At 30.0% G+C, this 17,861-nt stretch carries 19 protein-coding genes; all 19 read left to right on the top strand.

Going from position 1 to position 17,861, the window contains the following annotated elements; all coding sequences use genetic code 11:
* The first annotated feature begins 91 nt into the window (after positions 1-91).
* The gene (locus RDX53_RS11165) at positions 92-1,057 is read left to right on the top strand and encodes a bile acid:sodium symporter family protein (protein ID WP_307994162.1); all 966 of its coding nucleotides are present in this window, start codon (positions 92-94) and stop codon (positions 1,055-1,057) included.
* Positions 1,058-1,281: 224 nt separating this feature from the next.
* Positions 1,282-2,916, top strand: a complete 1,635-nt coding sequence (locus RDX53_RS11170) for an ABC transporter substrate-binding protein (protein WP_307994163.1) — start codon at positions 1,282-1,284, stop codon at positions 2,914-2,916.
* Positions 2,917-3,010: 94 nt separating this feature from the next.
* Positions 3,011-3,997, top strand: a complete 987-nt coding sequence (locus RDX53_RS11175) for an ABC transporter permease (RefSeq protein WP_295778064.1) — start codon at positions 3,011-3,013, stop codon at positions 3,995-3,997.
* Positions 3,997-4,863, top strand: coding sequence for an ABC transporter permease (locus tag RDX53_RS11180; RefSeq protein WP_295677378.1), 867 nt, complete (start codon positions 3,997-3,999; stop codon positions 4,861-4,863). The genes RDX53_RS11175 and RDX53_RS11180 overlap by 1 nt, the downstream gene beginning before the upstream one ends.
* Before the next feature lie 9 nt (positions 4,864-4,872).
* A complete protein-coding gene (locus tag RDX53_RS11185; RefSeq protein WP_307994165.1) occupies positions 4,873-5,811 on the top strand; it encodes an ABC transporter ATP-binding protein in 939 nt (312 codons plus the stop codon).
* Entirely contained in the window at positions 5,801-6,427 is a 627-nt protein-coding gene (locus RDX53_RS11190) for an ABC transporter ATP-binding protein (protein WP_295761149.1), read from the top strand. The genes RDX53_RS11185 and RDX53_RS11190 overlap by 11 nt, the downstream gene beginning before the upstream one ends.
* A gap of 231 nt (positions 6,428-6,658) precedes the next feature.
* Positions 6,659-6,853: a sulfur carrier protein ThiS gene (gene thiS / locus RDX53_RS11195; protein ID WP_307994166.1), complete on the top strand. Its 195-nt coding sequence runs from the start codon at positions 6,659-6,661 to the stop codon at positions 6,851-6,853.
* Positions 6,846-7,658 (top strand): thiamine biosynthesis protein ThiF, encoded by an 813-nt coding sequence (gene thiF, locus RDX53_RS11200; RefSeq protein WP_334302408.1) that lies wholly within the window; start codon positions 6,846-6,848, stop codon positions 7,656-7,658. Before thiS ends, thiF begins: the two co-directional genes overlap by 8 nt.
* 88 nt (positions 7,659-7,746) lie before the next feature.
* The gene (locus RDX53_RS11205; RefSeq protein ID WP_295574833.1) at positions 7,747-8,517 is read left to right on the top strand and encodes a thiazole synthase; all 771 of its coding nucleotides are present in this window, start codon (positions 7,747-7,749) and stop codon (positions 8,515-8,517) included.
* A gap of 12 nt (positions 8,518-8,529) precedes the next feature.
* Positions 8,530-9,633, top strand: coding sequence for a 2-iminoacetate synthase ThiH (gene thiH, locus RDX53_RS11210; protein WP_295677377.1), 1,104 nt, complete (start codon positions 8,530-8,532; stop codon positions 9,631-9,633).
* A complete protein-coding gene (locus RDX53_RS11215; protein ID WP_295574827.1) occupies positions 9,634-10,257 on the top strand; it encodes a thiamine phosphate synthase in 624 nt (207 codons plus the stop codon).
* Positions 10,258-10,482: 225 nt separating this feature from the next.
* On the top strand, positions 10,483-11,388 hold the full coding sequence (locus RDX53_RS11220; protein ID WP_307994167.1) for a DMT family transporter: 906 nt from the start codon (positions 10,483-10,485) through the stop codon (positions 11,386-11,388).
* Positions 11,389-11,499: 111 nt separating this feature from the next.
* Complete coding sequence (locus RDX53_RS11225) at positions 11,500-12,912, top strand: MATE family efflux transporter (RefSeq protein ID WP_295677373.1); 1,413 nt, start codon at positions 11,500-11,502, stop codon at positions 12,910-12,912.
* A gap of 150 nt (positions 12,913-13,062) precedes the next feature.
* Positions 13,063-14,013, top strand: coding sequence for an alpha/beta fold hydrolase (locus RDX53_RS11230; RefSeq protein ID WP_195929892.1), 951 nt, complete (start codon positions 13,063-13,065; stop codon positions 14,011-14,013).
* Between the two features lie 43 nt (positions 14,014-14,056).
* Positions 14,057-15,193, top strand: a complete 1,137-nt coding sequence (locus RDX53_RS11235) for an aminotransferase class V-fold PLP-dependent enzyme (protein ID WP_307994168.1) — start codon at positions 14,057-14,059, stop codon at positions 15,191-15,193.
* 33 nt (positions 15,194-15,226) lie between these two features.
* Complete coding sequence (locus RDX53_RS11240) at positions 15,227-15,760, top strand: (Fe-S)-binding protein (protein ID WP_295574812.1); 534 nt, start codon at positions 15,227-15,229, stop codon at positions 15,758-15,760.
* A 199-nt stretch (positions 15,761-15,959) separates the two neighbouring features.
* Entirely contained in the window at positions 15,960-16,502 is a 543-nt protein-coding gene (locus RDX53_RS11245) for an NADH peroxidase (RefSeq protein WP_307994169.1), read from the top strand.
* 257 nt (positions 16,503-16,759) lie between these two features.
* The gene (locus RDX53_RS11250; protein ID WP_195931490.1) at positions 16,760-17,374 is read left to right on the top strand and encodes a GNAT family N-acetyltransferase; all 615 of its coding nucleotides are present in this window, start codon (positions 16,760-16,762) and stop codon (positions 17,372-17,374) included.
* A gap of 252 nt (positions 17,375-17,626) precedes the next feature.
* Positions 17,627-17,861 (top strand): rubredoxin-like domain-containing protein (locus tag RDX53_RS11255; protein ID WP_369124301.1); only part of this gene is annotated, 235 nt, incomplete at its 3' end.

Genomic DNA, 17,861 nt, shown 5'->3' on the forward strand with positions numbered 1-17,861 from the left:
TAAATAAAGCCTTTTATTCATATACAGTTCATAAAAGGGCATTTGTTATTATAATTTTATGGTAAATAATTAAATAAAAGGGGGCATTATCATGAATTTTGTAGACAAATTAGGTGTATTTGTAAAAAAATACTTATCACTACTAGTTTTAATTGGAGCAGCTATATCTTATATTAATCCAAATATATTTATAGGTGTAGTGCCATATTTCAACTATATTTTAGGATTTATAATGTTTGGTATGGGTATGACATTAACTAAAGATGATTTCATACTTATACTTAAAAAACCAAAAGATGTTATATTAGGACTTTTAATTCAAATGGTTACTATGTCAATTGGAGCATTTATAGTAGTGAAATTACTAGGTTTAAAAGGTGATGTAGCAGTAGGACTTATATTACTTGGGGCTTGTCCAGGGGGAACTACTTCAAACGTAATGAGTTTTATAGCTAAAGCAGATGTTGCATTATCAGTAACATATACTTCAATATTTACATTTTTAGCACCAATAGTAACACCAGCATTAATTTACTTATTTGCAGGGACTTACGTTCAAGTCGACGGTATAGGAATGTTTATATCAATATCTCAAGTTGTTTTAATACCAATAATATTAGGTGTAATAGCTAATACTTTATTTGCTAAAGCAGCAGCTAAATGTATAAGAGTATTACCTTCTGTATCTGGTCTTGCTATGGTAGTTTTAGTTGCAGGTATCGTAGCTGCTAATGCATCAAAATTAAATGCATCAGTAATAATAGTAGCTTTAGCAGTAGTAATTCATAATATATATGGATATTTATGTGGTTACTTCGGTGGTAAAGCTGTTGGATTTAAAGAAAGAAAGAGAAGAACTCTATCTATAGAAACTGGAATGAAAAATGCCACATTAGCGACAGTTTTAGCAGCAGCACATTTTGCACCAGAAGCCGCAATAGCACCAGCAATAGCAGGTATATGGCATGCATTTTCAGTATCAGTACTTGCAAATTATTGGGGTAATAAAGAAATAACTGATGAAGATGATGAAGAAGTAAAAGAAAGCATGGAATAAAATTTAAATAAAAATAAATTTTGTCAATAAATTGTTGAGAAAATATTAACAATGTGTTACACTTATCGTAAGTTAATATTTAATTTGTAAGATATCAATGAATGATATAAAAGCCATGAAGGTCTATGCCTTCATGGCTTTTTATGTTCAAGAAGGTTACTTGTAAATTATATATTAATAAAAAACTGAGGAGTAGTTAAAAAAGAGAATTAGGGAGGATAATTATGAAATTAAAAAAGTTTTTAGCAGTAGGGGTGGCTGTGATGCTGTCTGTTGGAAGTTTAACAGGGTGTTCTTCTAGTAATAACGCCAGTAGCAATGAAAAGGTTTCTTCTAATAAAACTACATCAAAGAGAGAAGAGAGAATCAAAAATAATGAGTTAATAGTGGCAATTGGAGAAGAGCCAGAATCAGGATTTGATGCTACAACAGGCGGACATGGATCGCTTACAAAAGTATTTTTCTCAACTTTATTTAAAAGAGATAAAGAGTTAGGATTTGAAAATGATTTGGCAACTGGATATAAAGTATCTGATGATAAATTAACATGGACAGTAACTATAAGAGACGATGCTAAATTTACAGATGGGGAGAAAGTAACAGCAGAAGATGTAGCATTTACATATGAAACTGCTAAGAACTCAGGTTCAGAAATAGATTTAACAATGATAGATAAGATAACTGCAAAAGATGATACTATAATAGAATTTAAATTAAATAGAACATATTCTGCATTTATGGAGAGATTAGCATACTTAGGTATAGTTCCTAAACATGCTTATGATGAAAACTTTAAAGATAATCCAGTTGGATCAGGGCCTTATGAATTTGTACAATGGGATAAAGGTCAACAAGTTATAGCAAAAGAAAATGAAAATTATTATGGCGATAAACCAAAAATTAAACAATTGACAATGGTATTTCTAGATACAGATGCTGCTTATTCTGCTGTTCAAACTGGAGATGTAGATGTGTGCCAAATAAACGGAAACTTAGCAGATAAAAAAGTAGATGGAGCAAATGTAGTTGATATAGAAAGTATAGAATGTTATGGTGTTGAGTTCCCAATGGTTAAAGCAGGAGAAAAAGCAAAAGACGGATACGATATGGGTAACAATGTAACAAGTGATGAAGCTATAAGAAAGGCTTTAAATACTGCAGTAGATAGACAAAAGATAGTAGATGGAGTACTTAATGGATATGGTACACCTTCTACTACAGGGCTTGAACAAATGCCATGGGAAGATAAAAGTACTGAATTATCTAAAGATGAATATGCAAATGTAGACGAAGCTAAAAAAATATTATCAGATGGTGGATGGAAAGACACAGATAATGATGGAGTATTAGAAAAAGACGGCCAAAAAGCTGAATTTAAATTACTATATACTGAAGGTGAATACAGACAAGAAATGGCTTTAGAATTTGTAAATGTAGCAAAAGAAATAGGTATAAGCGTTAACTTAGAAGTTAGAACATGGGATACAATACTTGAAGATATACATAAAGAAGCTGTATTATTTGGATTTGGTTCAGGAGATCCATCAGAATTATACAACTTATATTACGGTCCTATAGCAGGTGGAACAGTTGCATGGGACAATGCAGGTTGTTATAATAACGAAAAAGTAAACGAAGATATAGATAAAGCATTAGATGCAAAAGATGAAGATGAAGCATTACCATATTGGAAAGACCTTCAAAAATATACATCTGCAAAAGGCGACGCACCATATTGCTGGCTTGTAAATGCAAATCACGTTTACTTAGCTGCAGATGGATTTGACTTTGGAAACCCAGTAGTTCAACCACACGGCGGAAGAATATTTGACAATGTTAATGAATGGTCATGGAAATAAACATTAAATATAAATAAAGCTAAGATACAAACTAGTACCTAGAAATAGGTACTAGTTTGATATTGTATTTTTGAAGATTTTGAGGAGAGAAAATATGAATAAGGGAATAGGGAAATTTTTAACTAAAAAAGTTTTGAAATTAATAACTCTTTTAGTAGCTCTTTGTATAATTACTTTTGTTTTAATGGAATTATCTCCAATCGACCCAGTTACAGCTTATGTCGGAGCATCAACAAAAGTAAGTGCTGAACAAAGACAATTAATAGCAGAGCATTGGGGCTTAAATCAACCTCCTATAATTAGATTTTGGTCTTGGTTTAAATCGATTATAAGTGGAGATTGGGGAACTTCTATGATATATAGAAGACCAGTTTTAGAAGTAATAGGACAAAAATTTATGTCGTCTATATGGCTTATGGGAATATCTTGGATACTTTCTGGAATTATAGGATTTATTTTAGGGATTATAGCAGGCATAAAAGAAGGAAAATTAATAGACAAAATAATACGTGGATATTGCTATATAATAATGTCGACTCCGACATTTTGGCTTGGAATATTATTTATAATATTATTTTCTGTAAAATTAGGGTGGTTCCCAGTTGCACTAAGCGTACCAATCGGCGTTTTATCAGAAAATGTGGGATTTGTTGAGAGAATGCAACATATAATACTACCTGCACTCACTCTTTCAATAATAAGTATTTCGAGTATATGTATGAATACAAGACAAAAGGTCATAGAGATAATGGAAAGCGACTATATATTATTTGCAAAAGCACGTGGCGAAAGTCAAATAAGTATAATATTTAATCATGTTCTTAAAAATGTATCACTTCCAGCAATAACACTTCAGTTTTTATCCTTTAGCGAATTATTTGGAGGAACAATATTTGTAGAGCAAGTTTTTTCATATCCTGGACTTGGTCAAGCGACAGTTTCAGCAGGACTTAAAGGTGATTTACCACTTCTTATGGGAATAGCGATAATAAGTTTAGTATTTGTCTATTCTGGAAATATAATTGCAGATTTATTATACAGAGTGATAGATCCTAGAATTAAGGAGGGACAAAATTTATAATGGAAAAAATCAAAGAAAAAGGACAACTAAAAAACAAAAAACTTCTTAATTACGGGGCTAGAGAAAGAACAATATTCTGGATAACAGTATTTGTTATTTTATTTGCAGATATATTAATCTGGGGAACTTTTATAGGTGAAGATAATTTATATGTAGATTTATTAAATAAATTTCAACCTCCATCACTTGATCATTTATTTGGAACTGATTGGGTGGGAAGAGATATGCTTACTAGAACTATAAAAGGTCTTAGCATAAGTATGAAAATAGGTATTTTAGCTACCCTTACAAGTACAATAATTGCAGTATTATTAGGTATTATTGGTCCTACATTTGGGAAAAAGGTAGATTTTATTGTAACTTGGCTTATAGATTTAGTCTTATCAGTACCTCACACATTAGTTGTAATACTTATATCAATTGCTATGGGTGGAGGTATAAAAGGTATTGTAGTCGGTGTTTCGCTTACTCACTGGACATCGCTTACTAGAGTTATAAGAGCGGAAGTTATGCAGATTATGGAGTCGGATTATACGAAGATTGCGAGAAACTTTGGAAAATCAAATTGGTATATAGCAAAAGAACATATCTTGCCTCATGTAATACCTCAGATAATAGTTGGAGCTGTACTTATATTCCCACATGCAATCTTGCACGAAGCATCAGTAACTTTCTTAGGTTTTGGGCTTCCACCACATGAACCAGCCATAGGTGTAATACTTTCAGAAAGTATGAAATACCTTACAAGTGGAGACTGGTGGCTTGCATTTTTCCCAGGGCTTAGTTTAGTTTTAGTTTCTATGATGGTAGACAGAATAGGCAAAAATATAGAAAAATTAATAAATCCTAAAACAGCGTATAAATAGGAGGTAGAGATGAAAGAGCCAATTTTAAAAGTTGAAAACTTGGGAATATCATTTTCTCAATATACAAAAGGATTAGTTAGAACTGATTTAGAAGTAATTAAAAATTTAGATATAGAATTAAATAAAGGCGAGATATTGGCAGTTGTAGGTTCTAGTGGTTCTGGAAAAAGTCTTCTTGCACACGCTATTTTGGGAATACTTCCACATAACTCGTCTACACATGGAAAGATAATTTACAACAAAGAAGAGCTGACAGAAAAGAGAAAACAAAACTTAAGAGGGCGTGAGATTGTACTTATACCTCAATCTGTAAATTATCTCGACCCTTTAAAAAAGGTAGGAAGTCAAATTAAAATATCTATAAAAAATAAGGATAAAAAAGCTAAAGACGAAATTGTAGATAATCTCTTTGAAAAATATAATTTAGACAAAAAAGTTAAAAATTATTATCCATTCCAACTATCAGGAGGGATGGCGAGAAAGGTGCTTTTATGCACAGCTTTAGCATCAAACAGCAAGGTAATAATTGCAGATGAGCCGACTCCAGGATTAGACGAAGAATCCTTAAATGAAGTACTAAAAGACTTTAGAAAAGTGGCTGATAGCGGATGTTCAATACTTATGATAACACACGACATATCTGCTGCACTTAAAATTGCAGATAAGGTGGCTATTTTTTATGCAGGTTCTACTTTAGAAATAGCCAATACAGATGATTTTAAAAATATAGAAAAATTGAGACATCCTTATACAAAGGCACTTTACAAGGCACTTCCAAACCATGAATTTAAAGCTTTAGACGATAAGACACAGCCACTTCCAAGTGAACTTCCAAAAGGATGTGTATTTTGTGATAGATGTAAAATCAAAACAAAGGAATGTAAAGTTAGAGTACCGGAAATTAAAGAAATTAGAAATGGAAAGGTGAGATGTATTCATGCAACTTAAAGCTAAAAATATAAATTTTAAATATAATGAGGATAGATATATATTAAAGGATATTGATTTTTGTGTAAATAGCGGTGAAGTCGTTGGACTTATTGCTCCAAGTGGATTTGGTAAGACGACACTTGCCAAAATATTGGCTGGATACATAACTCCAGAAAGCGGAGAAGTGATACTTAAAGGATGTAAAAGAGAAAAAAATGGATACAATCCAGTTCAACTTATTTTCCAACATCCCGAAAAATCTGTAAATCCAAAGTGGAAGATGAAAAAAATAATAAACGAGGCATTTATTCCATCAAAGGAATTGATAGAAGCTATGGGTATTAAACAAGGATGGATGAATAGATGGCCGAGTGAATTATCAGGTGGAGAACTTCAACGTTTTTGTGTTATAAGGGCATTATCACCGAAGACTAGATTTTTAATTGCTGATGAGATGACAACTATGTTAGATGCAATAACACAAGCACAAATTTGGGATGTAGTTTTAGATTATGCCAAGAAAAATGATATAGGTGTAATAGTTATAAGTCATGAAAAAGCTTTAGTAGACAAAATATGCGATAGAGTTGTGAATTTAGAAGAATTTAAAGAAGAGCAAAAAGAAGTAGTTTAATTGTATAAATATATTTAGCAATAAAAATAAGTTTTGATGCAAAAAGAATAAATTGAATATATAAAAAAATAGAAAATATTTCCTCAAAAACAATTGACATGTACTACATAAAATGGTAATATATCAGTAGCTTAAAAAGCAGAAAATGGGGCATACCACCGCGGGTATGGTTTATTTTCTGCTTTTTTTGCTTTTAAATAAGATTTCTAATCAATAAAAAGGGGGAACAATATGATATTAAACGGTAAAACTGTAGATTTAAAAGAAGATATTTCTGTAAAAGATCTTTTAAAAAATTACGACTTAAATCCACAAAAGGTCGTTGTAGAAGTAAATATGGAAATACTAGATGACGAAGTCTACAGTACATATTTATTAAAAAATGAAGATACAGTGGAAGTTATAAGCTTTGTAGGGGGTGGTTGATTTGAAGATATTCTTAAATGAGATTCAGACAGAAATAGAGGAAAACTGCACAGCTTATAAATTACGAAATAAAGTAGATAAGAATTGTGATGTGCTTATCTTAAATGGATTTCCATTAAAGGAAGATAAAATTTTAAAAGAAGATGATAGACTTACACTTATAGAGAGGGGAAAAATCCCAACAAAAGACGAGTTAGAAAGAGTTATGATTGCAAGACATACGCCAAATTTACATAATAAGCTCAAATCTGGAAAAGTTGCAGTTTTAGGTCTTGGAGGACTAGGTTCAAATATAGCTATCTCACTTTCTAGAGTAGGAGTAGGCGAAATTATTTTAGTAGATTATGATGTAGTTGAACCGTCTAATTTAAATAGACAGCAGTATTTTGTAAAACATATAGGTATGAAAAAAACAGAGGCACTAAAATCTTTAATAAAAGATATAAATCCTTTTGTAAAGATAAAAACTAAGGATATATTTGTTACAAAAGAAAATATAGATTTTTTAAAAGAATATGATATCGTAATCGAGGCCTTTGATGATCCAAAAAACAAGGCTATGATATGTAATACTGTACTTAGAAACTTTAAAGATAAATACCTAATTGCATCATCTGGAATGGCTGGATATTACGATTCAAATATAATAAAAACAAAGAAAATAAGAGATAAATTTTATATTTGTGGAGATTTTGAACACGAGGCAAAAGAAGGCGAAGGACTAATGGCTCCAAGGGTTTCAATATGTGCAAATCATATGGCAAACTTAGCTATGAAAATTTTAATTGAAGATATAAAAAGATAAAAGTTAGTAAAAATATTATGATGTACTATAAATATAAAACAGTAATTTGATTTAAATTTTAGATACTAAATTAAAAAGGGGAGACAAAATGGATAAATTAATATTAGGTGGACACGAATTTGACAGCAGACTTTTAATAGGGACAGGGAAATTTGGAAGTAACGATATTCTTCCAGAAGTTATAAAAGCAAGCAATAGCGAAATAATAACAATGGCAATAAGAAGAGTTGATTTAGACAATCCAAATGAAAATATTTTGACTTATATACCAAAAGAAATGACTATACTTCCTAATACTTCGGGAGCTACTAATGCAGAAGAAGCAGTTAGAATAGCTAGGATATCTCGTAAAATGGGCTGTGGAGATTTTATAAAAATAGAAGTTATATCAGATACAAGATACTTACTACCAGACAACGAAGAGACAATAAAAGCAACTAAAATTCTAGCAGATGAAGGGTTTGTAGTTCTTCCATATATGTCACCAGACTTATACGCAGGAAGACGTTTAATAGAAGCTGGAGCAGCTGCTGTAATGCCACTAGGCGCACCGATTGGGTCAAATAGGGGATTAAAAATGAAAGAAATGATTCAGATAATGATAGATGAGTTAGACACTAATATAATTGTAGATGCAGGCATTGGTAAGCCATCACAAGCGATGGAGGCTATGGAGATGGGGGCAGCTGCAGTTTTAGTAAACTCAGCAATTTCATCAGCACAAGACCCAGTAAAAATGGCAAATGCATTTAGATTAGCAGTAGAAGGTGGAAGAGAGGCATACCTAGGAAAAACTGGACCAGTGAGCAACTTTGCAAATGCATCATCACCTTTAACTGGATTTTTAGGAAGTCTATAAGGGGGAATATAGATGAGTTTTTATGAAGTTTTAGAAAAATACAGAGATTTTGATTTCGACGGATATTTTAAAAATGTTACAGAGCCAGATGTTTTAAGAAGTTTAAATAAAAATAAGTTAGATCATATGGATGTCTTAAACTTATTATCACCAAAAGCCACACAACACCTAGAACAGATGGCACAAAAAGCTCATAGATTAAGTCTTCAACATCTTGGCAAAACAGTAACTTTATATACTCCTATGTATATTGCAAATTACTGTGTAAATCACTGTGTATACTGCGGATACAACTGTAAAAGTGGGATAAACAGAAGAAAATTAAATATGGAGCAAATTAAAAACGAAGCAGATTATATAGCTGATATGGGATTTAAACATATTTTAGTACTTACAGGCGAAAGTGAAAGACATTCTCCAGTTGAATATATAGGAGAGGCGGTAAATCTTATTTCAGACAGATTTTCGTCAATAGGGATAGAAGTATATCCAATGGAAGTAAAAGGGTATAAACACCTTGTTGAAAATGGTGCAGACTCACTTACTGTCTATCAAGAAACATATGATGAAGTAGTTTATAAAAAGGTACACATAAAAGGACCAAAGGCAAATTTCAAATTTAGACTAGATGCGCCGGAAAGAGGGGCAATGGCAGGAATGAGAAGTTTATCAATAGGCGCACTATTAGGACTTGCTGACTATAGAAAAGACGCATTTTTCACTATTTTACATGGAGAATATTTAAAAACAAAATATCCACATATAGAGCTTTCTTATTCAGCACCTAGAATGAAGCCATTTAAGGGGAGCTTTGACGATATAAATCCAGTAGACGATAAAACAGAATTTCAAATAATGACGGTTATGAGACTTTTCGACCCTCATGCAGCATTAAACGTTTCGACAAGAGAGGATTTAGAATTTAGAAAAAATGTAATGCCATTAGGAGTTACTAAATTAAGCGCCGAAGTAACAACAGACGTAGGGGGACATACTTTAGGAGAAGGTGGAACAAACCAATTTGAAAATAATACAGATGCCAGCTTAGAAGAAGTAGGAAAAATGTTAAATTCAATCGGATATCAATATGTATTTAAAGATTGGGAGAGATTTTAGATGTATTTAATCAGCAACAGAAATCTATGCTCCAAAGAAAAATACATAAAAACTATAGTCGAAGCTGCTAAAAATAATGTAGAGTACTTGATTTTAAGAGAAAAAGATTTAAAATATAGTGAATTGGAAAAACTATATAATGAGATAGTTTCAGAATTAAAAGAAAATAAAGCAGATATAAATATAATTGTAAATAGCTCGATTGAATTATATGAAAATTATCCTGTTTATGGAGTACACCTTCCATATAATTTATTTAAAGATTTGATAAGTAGGGGTTATAAGTTCGATAAAAATAAAAAAATAGGACTATCTCTACACAGTACACATGAGGTTATTGAGTTAAATAAAATTATAGAAAGTAAAAAAATAGATATAGATTATATAACTCTTTCACATATATTTGATACAAAATGCAAAGAAGGGCTAACACCTAAGGGAGTAGATCTTTTAAAAAATGCTAAAGATTTGACTAAAATAAAGATTGTTGCGTTAGGCGGAATTTTGTCTCAAAATATAAAACAAATTATAGATTACTGTGATGATTATGCAGTTATGAGTACTTTGTTTAAAAGCGATAATATTCAAAATACTATAGAAGACTACAATAAAAATTGGAGATAATATTAATTTAAAACCCAAAGAGAAAAACAAATTCTTTGGGTTTTATTTTTTGCATAATTCAAAACCCTAAAATGTAGCAATATAGAAGATGATGTAGTGCAATGATATAATTATAATAGTAATAAAATAAACTATAGATAATCGGTATAAGGATGTATTTTAAAATTCTAAAATATTGTATAGGGTCTTTAAAAATTAATTTACAGTTTTTTAAGGGGGGATTTTATGTTTACTAAATACAAAGGAGAGATTGGACTAGGTTTGACTGCTTTTATCTGGGGAAGTGGATTTATAGGGGTTTCAATTTCTTTAAGCGGTGGACTTACACCACTTCAGATATTGACAATAAGATTTTTTATAGGAGCAGTTTTACTTGGAATTATATTTTTTAAAGAAATTAAGAATAATATAACTAAAGAAGCTGTAAAAGCAGGTAGTTTAATTGGTGTATTTTTATTTATTGCATTTGCATTTCAAACGATTGGAATGTCTTATACAACAGCATCAAAAAACGCCTTTTTAACAGCTATAAACGTAGTAATAGTACCGTTTATCGGTTTTATATTATACAAAAGACCACTAGACAAATACGGAATAATAAGCAGTATAATAGCGATTTTGGGAATAGGAATACTATCTTTAGAAGCCGACTTTAGCATCAATTTTGGAGATTTTTTGACAATGATATGTGCGTTTGGATTTGCATTTCACATATTTTTCACAGGCGAATTTATTAAAAAAAACAACGCAATAGTTCTGACTGTTATTCAATTTAGCGTTGCAACTATTTTATCACTAATAGTACAGATATTGTTTAATGAAATAAAAATACAAGCGCAGATATCATCTATAATAGGTGTACTTTATTTAGGCATATTTTCTACGACAATTGCATTTTTACTTCAGACTATTTGCCAAAGAGATGTAAGCCAGACAAAGTCAGCTATAATTTTATCACTAGAATCAGTATTTGGAACTATATTATCAGTTATAATTTTACACGAAGTTCTAACTTTAAAAATGATAGTTGGATGTTTGATAATATTTTGTGCAATTATAATTTCAGAGACAAAATTATCTTTTTTAAAGAAAAATAATTTAAAAAAAGAAGATACAAAATCTATAAATTAACTCAATATAAAAATTCAAATTAAAAATAAAAAAGTAAAATTTAATAAAACTCAAACACATATTTAACTAAAGAAAGGAGAATAAAAAGTATAATTTACTTTTAAAAGGCGTATGGAAAATTATATGACAGAAGGTAATGCAGCAAAATCAATTGCATATTTTTCAATACCGTTAGTTTTAAGCAGCGTATTTCAACAACTCTACAACTTAGTAGATTCAATAATTGTCGGAAATTATGTCGGTGAAGATGCACTAGCAGCAGTAGGAGCATCTTATTCAATAACTATGGTATTTATGTCAATTGCTATAGGAAGTGGGATAGGATGTGCAGTTGTAATATCTCAATATTATGGGGCAAAGATGATTTATAAAATGAAGACATCAATATACACATCTATAATAGCTATAGGAGTGCTTAGTATTTTTTTAGCTTGTATAGGATTATGTATGTCGAAGTTTTTATTAAAAATAATGAAAACCCCTGTAAATATATTTGATGATGCACTAAATTATTTAAACATATATTTCTTAGGGCTTACATTTATGTTTTTATACAATATAATAACTTCGATTTTCAATGCGCTTGGAGAATCTAAAATACCTCTGTACTTTCTTATATTCTCTAGTTTCTTAAATATACTTTTAGATTTAATATTTGTTGTAAAACTCCAATATGGAGTGATTGGAGTCGCTATGGCTACTTTGATTGCACAAGGTATATCGGCTTTTTTATCTATAGGATACTTATTTTTTAATTTGAAAAAATTTGATAAAAAAGACTCTATAAATAGTGAATATAAAAAAATAAATAGTGATAAGGAAACTTATAAAAATAATGAAATAGATGATTTAGATTTTAAACTTTTTGACTTTAAAATACTAAAAAATATGAATAAAATAGCTATACCATCTATATTTCAACAGTCATTTGTATATATAAGCATATTTTTAGTTCAAATAATAGTAAATACATTTGGATCATCTATAATAGCTGGATATACTATAGCGACAAAAATAGATTCAATAACTATGATTCCACTTGCGTCATTTGGAAATGCAATAGGTACATTTACAGCGCAAAATATAGGTGCTAAAAAAATAGATAGAGTAAAAGAAGGATTAAAAAGTACCTTAATTATGATATCAATTATGAGTTTAATTATATTCAGTATATTATTTATTTTTGGAAGGGATATAATAGATTTATTTTTAGATGAAGCTCAAAGTGAAGATGCTATAAGTTTTGCAATCAAATACCTTCGTGTAGTTTCAGCATTTTATATATTAAAAGGTTTTATGAATGCTTATTGCGGAGTGCTAAAAGGTGCTGGAGATATAAGTATATTTGTAATAGCTACCATGTTGAATTTCTTTATTCGATTGATAATCGTATATATTTTTTCAAACAAAATTGGCCCATCAGTAGTTTATTATGCTATTCCTATAGGATGGTTTGTAGGTCTATTGATAGGATATATAAGATATAAAAATGAAAAGTGGAAATTAAAAACAATAATTAAATAAATCTTTTTAAAACTGTCATGAGTTTATAACTTATGGCAGTTTTTTTATTAAAAAATTTACAGTAAAGTAATAAAATGTAATATAATTTAATAAATAATCCATTTTCCTTTAGTAGAATAAAGAAAAATTAATTGTAAGGGAGAGTTTGAAATGAAAAAAACAGAACTTTATATAAAATCTACTAATAATGAAAATAATTTACACACAATTGTGTGGGAGCCTGAAGGTGATATTGAAGCGATTGTCCAGATATCACATGGGATGATAGAGTACATAGATAGATATGATAGATTTGCAAGATTTTTAAATTCAAAGGGGATATTAGTTGTGGGAAATGACCACCTTGGTCATGGTCTTACAGCAAAAGATGATGATGAATTGGGGTATTTTCCAACACAATACAAAAGTAAAACAGTAGTAGACGATTTATATGAGATTACAAAAGAAATAAAGTCTAGATTTGGAGAAGAAATACCTTATTTTGTATTGGGGCACTCTATGGGATCTTTTATGATTAGAAGATACATAATGACTTACGGAGATAAGGTAGATGGAGCAGTAATAGTTGGTACTGGTAGTCAGCCAAAAGTTGTATTAAAAGGTGGAAAAGCAGTACTAAAAATATTAAAGGCATTTAAAGGAGATAATTACAGAAGTAAATTTGTAGAAAAAATGGCATTTGGGACTTACAATAAAAAATTCGAGCCAGTAGTTACACAAAATGATTGGATAAGTAGGGATAAAGATATAGTACATAAATATGTAAATGATAAATACTGTACTTTCTTATTTACATTAAACGGATATGAGACGTTATTTGATGTATTGGAATTTATACAAAGTCCACAAAATAAAGTCAAAATACCAAATGACCTACCATTATTATTTGTTGCTGGAGATATGGACCCAGTTGGAAATTACGGTAAAAGTGTAAAACAAGTATACAATAATTATAAAGTCCAAGGTGTAGAAGATATAGATATAAAACTTTATAAAGATGGACGTCATGAGATACTTAATGAACTTAATTATGAAGATGTATATAATGATATTTATAATTGGTTAAAAAAACGTATTGAGAATACTCAAAAAGCGTTTTAATTTACATATATAAAATAATATAAAGGTAATATTAGGAGGAAAAATGGGGATTTACTTAGATAATGCAGCGACTTCTTTTCCAAAACCAAAAGAAGTTGCAGATGCAGTATATGATTTTATGATAAATAATGGGACCTCTTCTGGAAGAGGCTCATATAAAAAAGCAATGCAATCAGATTATATTGTTTATGAATGTAGAAAACTTATTGGAAATCTTTTTAATTTTGATGATCCTAAAAAAGTTGTATTTACAAGCAATATAACTGATTCTTTAAATATTGCAATAAGAGGAATACTAAAGGAAAATGACCATGTAATAACAAGTAGTTTGGAGCATAATGCCGTTTGGAGATGTCTAAAAACTTTAGAAAAAGATATAAATATAAAAATAGACACAGTAGAATGTTCAAAAGACGGGATTACAAATCCAGAAGATATTAAAAAATACATAAGAAAAGACACAGCATTAATAGTATTTACACAAGCATCAAACGTACTTGGAACAATACAACCTATAAAAGAAATAGGCAAAATAGCGAGAGAAAACAAAATATTATTTTTAGTAGACGCTGCACAAAGCGCTGGAGCTATGAAGATAGATATAAAAGAAGACAACATAGACATTCTTGCATTTACAGGACATAAAAGTTTACTTGGTCCTATGGGGACAGGAGGTCTTATAATAAATACGGATATAGACATAAAACCGCTAAAAGCAGGGGGGACAGGTGGTGATTCTGCATATGAATATCAGCCTGATTATTATCCAAATCATTTAGAAACTGGAACCTCAAATGTAAGTGGGATAGCTGGTCTTAGAGCAGCTATAAAGTTTTTAAATAGAGAAGGAATAGACAATATACATAATAAAGAAAAAGAACTTACAAAATACGCCTTACAGAGATTGGAAACTGTAAAAGATATAGAAGTTTACGGACCCAAAGACTGTGAAAAAATCTTAAGTGTAATAAGTTTTAATATAAAAAACAAAAGACCAGAGGATATATCTACTATATTAGATCAAAAATACGACATAATGCTTAGGGCAGGACTGCACTGCGCACCAACTGCACATAGCGTAATCAATACAAAAGACAGGGGTAGTCTTAGAATTGGTATTGGATATTTTAATACAAAAGACGATATAGATAAATTAGTTGAAGCTTTAAATAATTTATAATAAAATTTATTAAAAAATTATAGGGGGATAATTATGTTTTTAGAACAAATCAATTTAAGTTTTATACAACCATGCACAACAGACTCAAAGAGAATAAGAATAATAGCAACTCCATCTAGAGATGTATCAGAGCTTTTCCCATATTTAAATACTTACTTAAAAACAGCTATATACAACAAAAAAGGACAAACTCTAACATATAACTACGGTCCAAAAATAATAGTAATAACAAAAGACGATATAAAAGTATCTAAATTATTAAATGAAACAGATGCATTTGAGACATTAGATTATATAAAAGATTTTATAAACGATTGTTATGAAAAAAAAGACAGCATAAAACCTAGTGATGAAAAACGCAACTTACCTAGTCCATTTGATGTATATGAAGTACTTCCTCGACTAAATTGTGGAAAATGCGGAGAGTCAACTTGTATGGCATTTGCAGCAAAGTTGGTAGCGGGAAAATATAAACCTAATATGTGTTCTCAAGTTAGGGCAGAGGGCAATGAGAAGATGAGAGAAGAGTTGGAAAATATATATTTAACATTGGGGTATGAGCTTTAATTAGATAACTAAATAATTACAAAATATTGCAAAAAAAATTAGAAAAGACTAAAATTATATTGTCGAGAAATTTTAGGGGTATGAGTATTATATATAAAATAACTAAAAAGTTTTATAAAAACTGTTTAAGTATAAAAATTTTAGGTATATATAATACAAGATAAATTTAATAATAAATAATATTTAGGAGGAATTAATTATGAAAAAATGGGTATGTCAAGTATGTGGTTATATATATGAAGGAGAAAATCCACCATCAGAATGTCCTGTCTGTCATGTAGGACCTGAAAAATTTGAAGAATTAAAAGGTGAAATGGTTTGGGCTGATGAACACAGAATAGGTGTAGCTCAAGGGGTAGATGAACAAGTAGTAGAAGATTTAAGAGCTAACTTCACTGGAGAATGTACAGAAGTAGGAATGTATTTAGCAATGAGTAGACAAGCTGATAGAGAAGGATATCCAGAAGTAGCAGAAGCTTACAAAAGAATAGCTTTCGAAGAAGCTGAACATGCTGCAAAATTCGCAGAATTATTAGGAGAATGTGTTGTTGCTGATACAAAAGCAAACTTAAAAGCTAGAGTTGATGCTGAATACGGTGCAACTGATGGAAAATTAAAATTAGCTAAAAGAGCTAAAGAATTAGGATTAGATGCTATACATGATACAGTTCATGAAATGTGTAAAGACGAAGCTAGACATGGTAAAGCATTCTTAGGATTATTAGAAAGATATTTTGGATAAAATAAGATTTTTATATACAGAGGTGTTGTGAAATAGAGATATTTTGCAACACTTTTTTTATTATAAGGAAATTACGTATTATCTGAGTCGCATGACGAAGTGAATTTTAAGCAACGGAATCTTTGATTCGTTGGCGCCATGAACGAAGTGAATTTTATATCTAAATTAATATATTTAGAAGGATTTGAAGATAAAAATTTTAAATATTAAATATATGATATAATTAGAAAAAACTAAGCGTTATAAGGGGGATTAATATGAGTTTAATTATAAGAAAAATTGAAAAAGACGATTATAAAGAAGTAGAAGTTTTGACGAGAGAGGCATTTTGGAATGTATATAGACCAGGGTGCAGTGAACATCTAGTACTACATAATTTGCATCACAATTCTAAATCAATAGAAGATTTAGAATTAGTTGTAGAGTGTAATGGGAAGATTGTAGGACATATTGTCTATACAAAGGGATATATAGATGGAGTTGATAACGAAACGTTTATAACATTCGGTCCTATCAGTGTACATCCAAAATTCCAAAGAAAAGAAATAGGAAGCAAACTGATCAGAATATCTATGCAAAAAGCAGCGAGATTAGGATATAGTGCTATTTTTATAACAGGAGATGAAAATTATTATAAAAGATTTGGATTTGAAAGTGCATCAAAATACAAAATCCACCTTGAAGGTGTACCAGTAGAAGACGAAGCTCCATTTTTTATGGTTAAAACTTTAAAAGAAGATGCATTAAATAATATAGAAGGATTTTTTATATTTGACGATTGTTATAATGTAAATCAAGATAAGGTTGATGAATTTGATAAAAAATTTGAACCTAAGAAAAAAGAAAAAAGAGCTGGACAGTTAGAATTTTAAATAAAGGAAATTCAAAGCAAAGATATTATGAAATTGCTAGTTATCTAATAAGAAAATAATTTTTTTAAAAAATTTAAAAAATATGTTTAATATGTTACATACGTGGTATATATAAAGTGTAAAGTTTAAGATTTACAAAGATTAATAAATTTTTTAAAAAAAAGTAAAAAATGTTTGAAAAAAATATCTTTAGGGTATATACTAAAGAGACAAATATAAGAAGAATTGTATAATATTAGGAGGAATTTAACTATGAAGAAATGGGTATGCCAAGTATGTGGATATATATATGAAGGAGAAAACGCACCAGCTGAATGTCCAGTATGTCACGTTGGAGCTGAAAAATTCGAAGAATTAAAAGGTGAAATGGTTTGGGCTGACGAGCACAGAATAGGTGTAGCTCAAGGTGTAGACGAGCAAGTAGTAGAAGAATTAAGAGCTAACTTCACTGGAGAATGTACAGAAGTAGGAATGTATTTAGCAATGA

The organism is uncultured Intestinibacter sp. (assembly GCF_902468165.1).
Lineage (GTDB): Bacteria > Bacillota > Clostridia > Peptostreptococcales > Peptostreptococcaceae > Intestinibacter.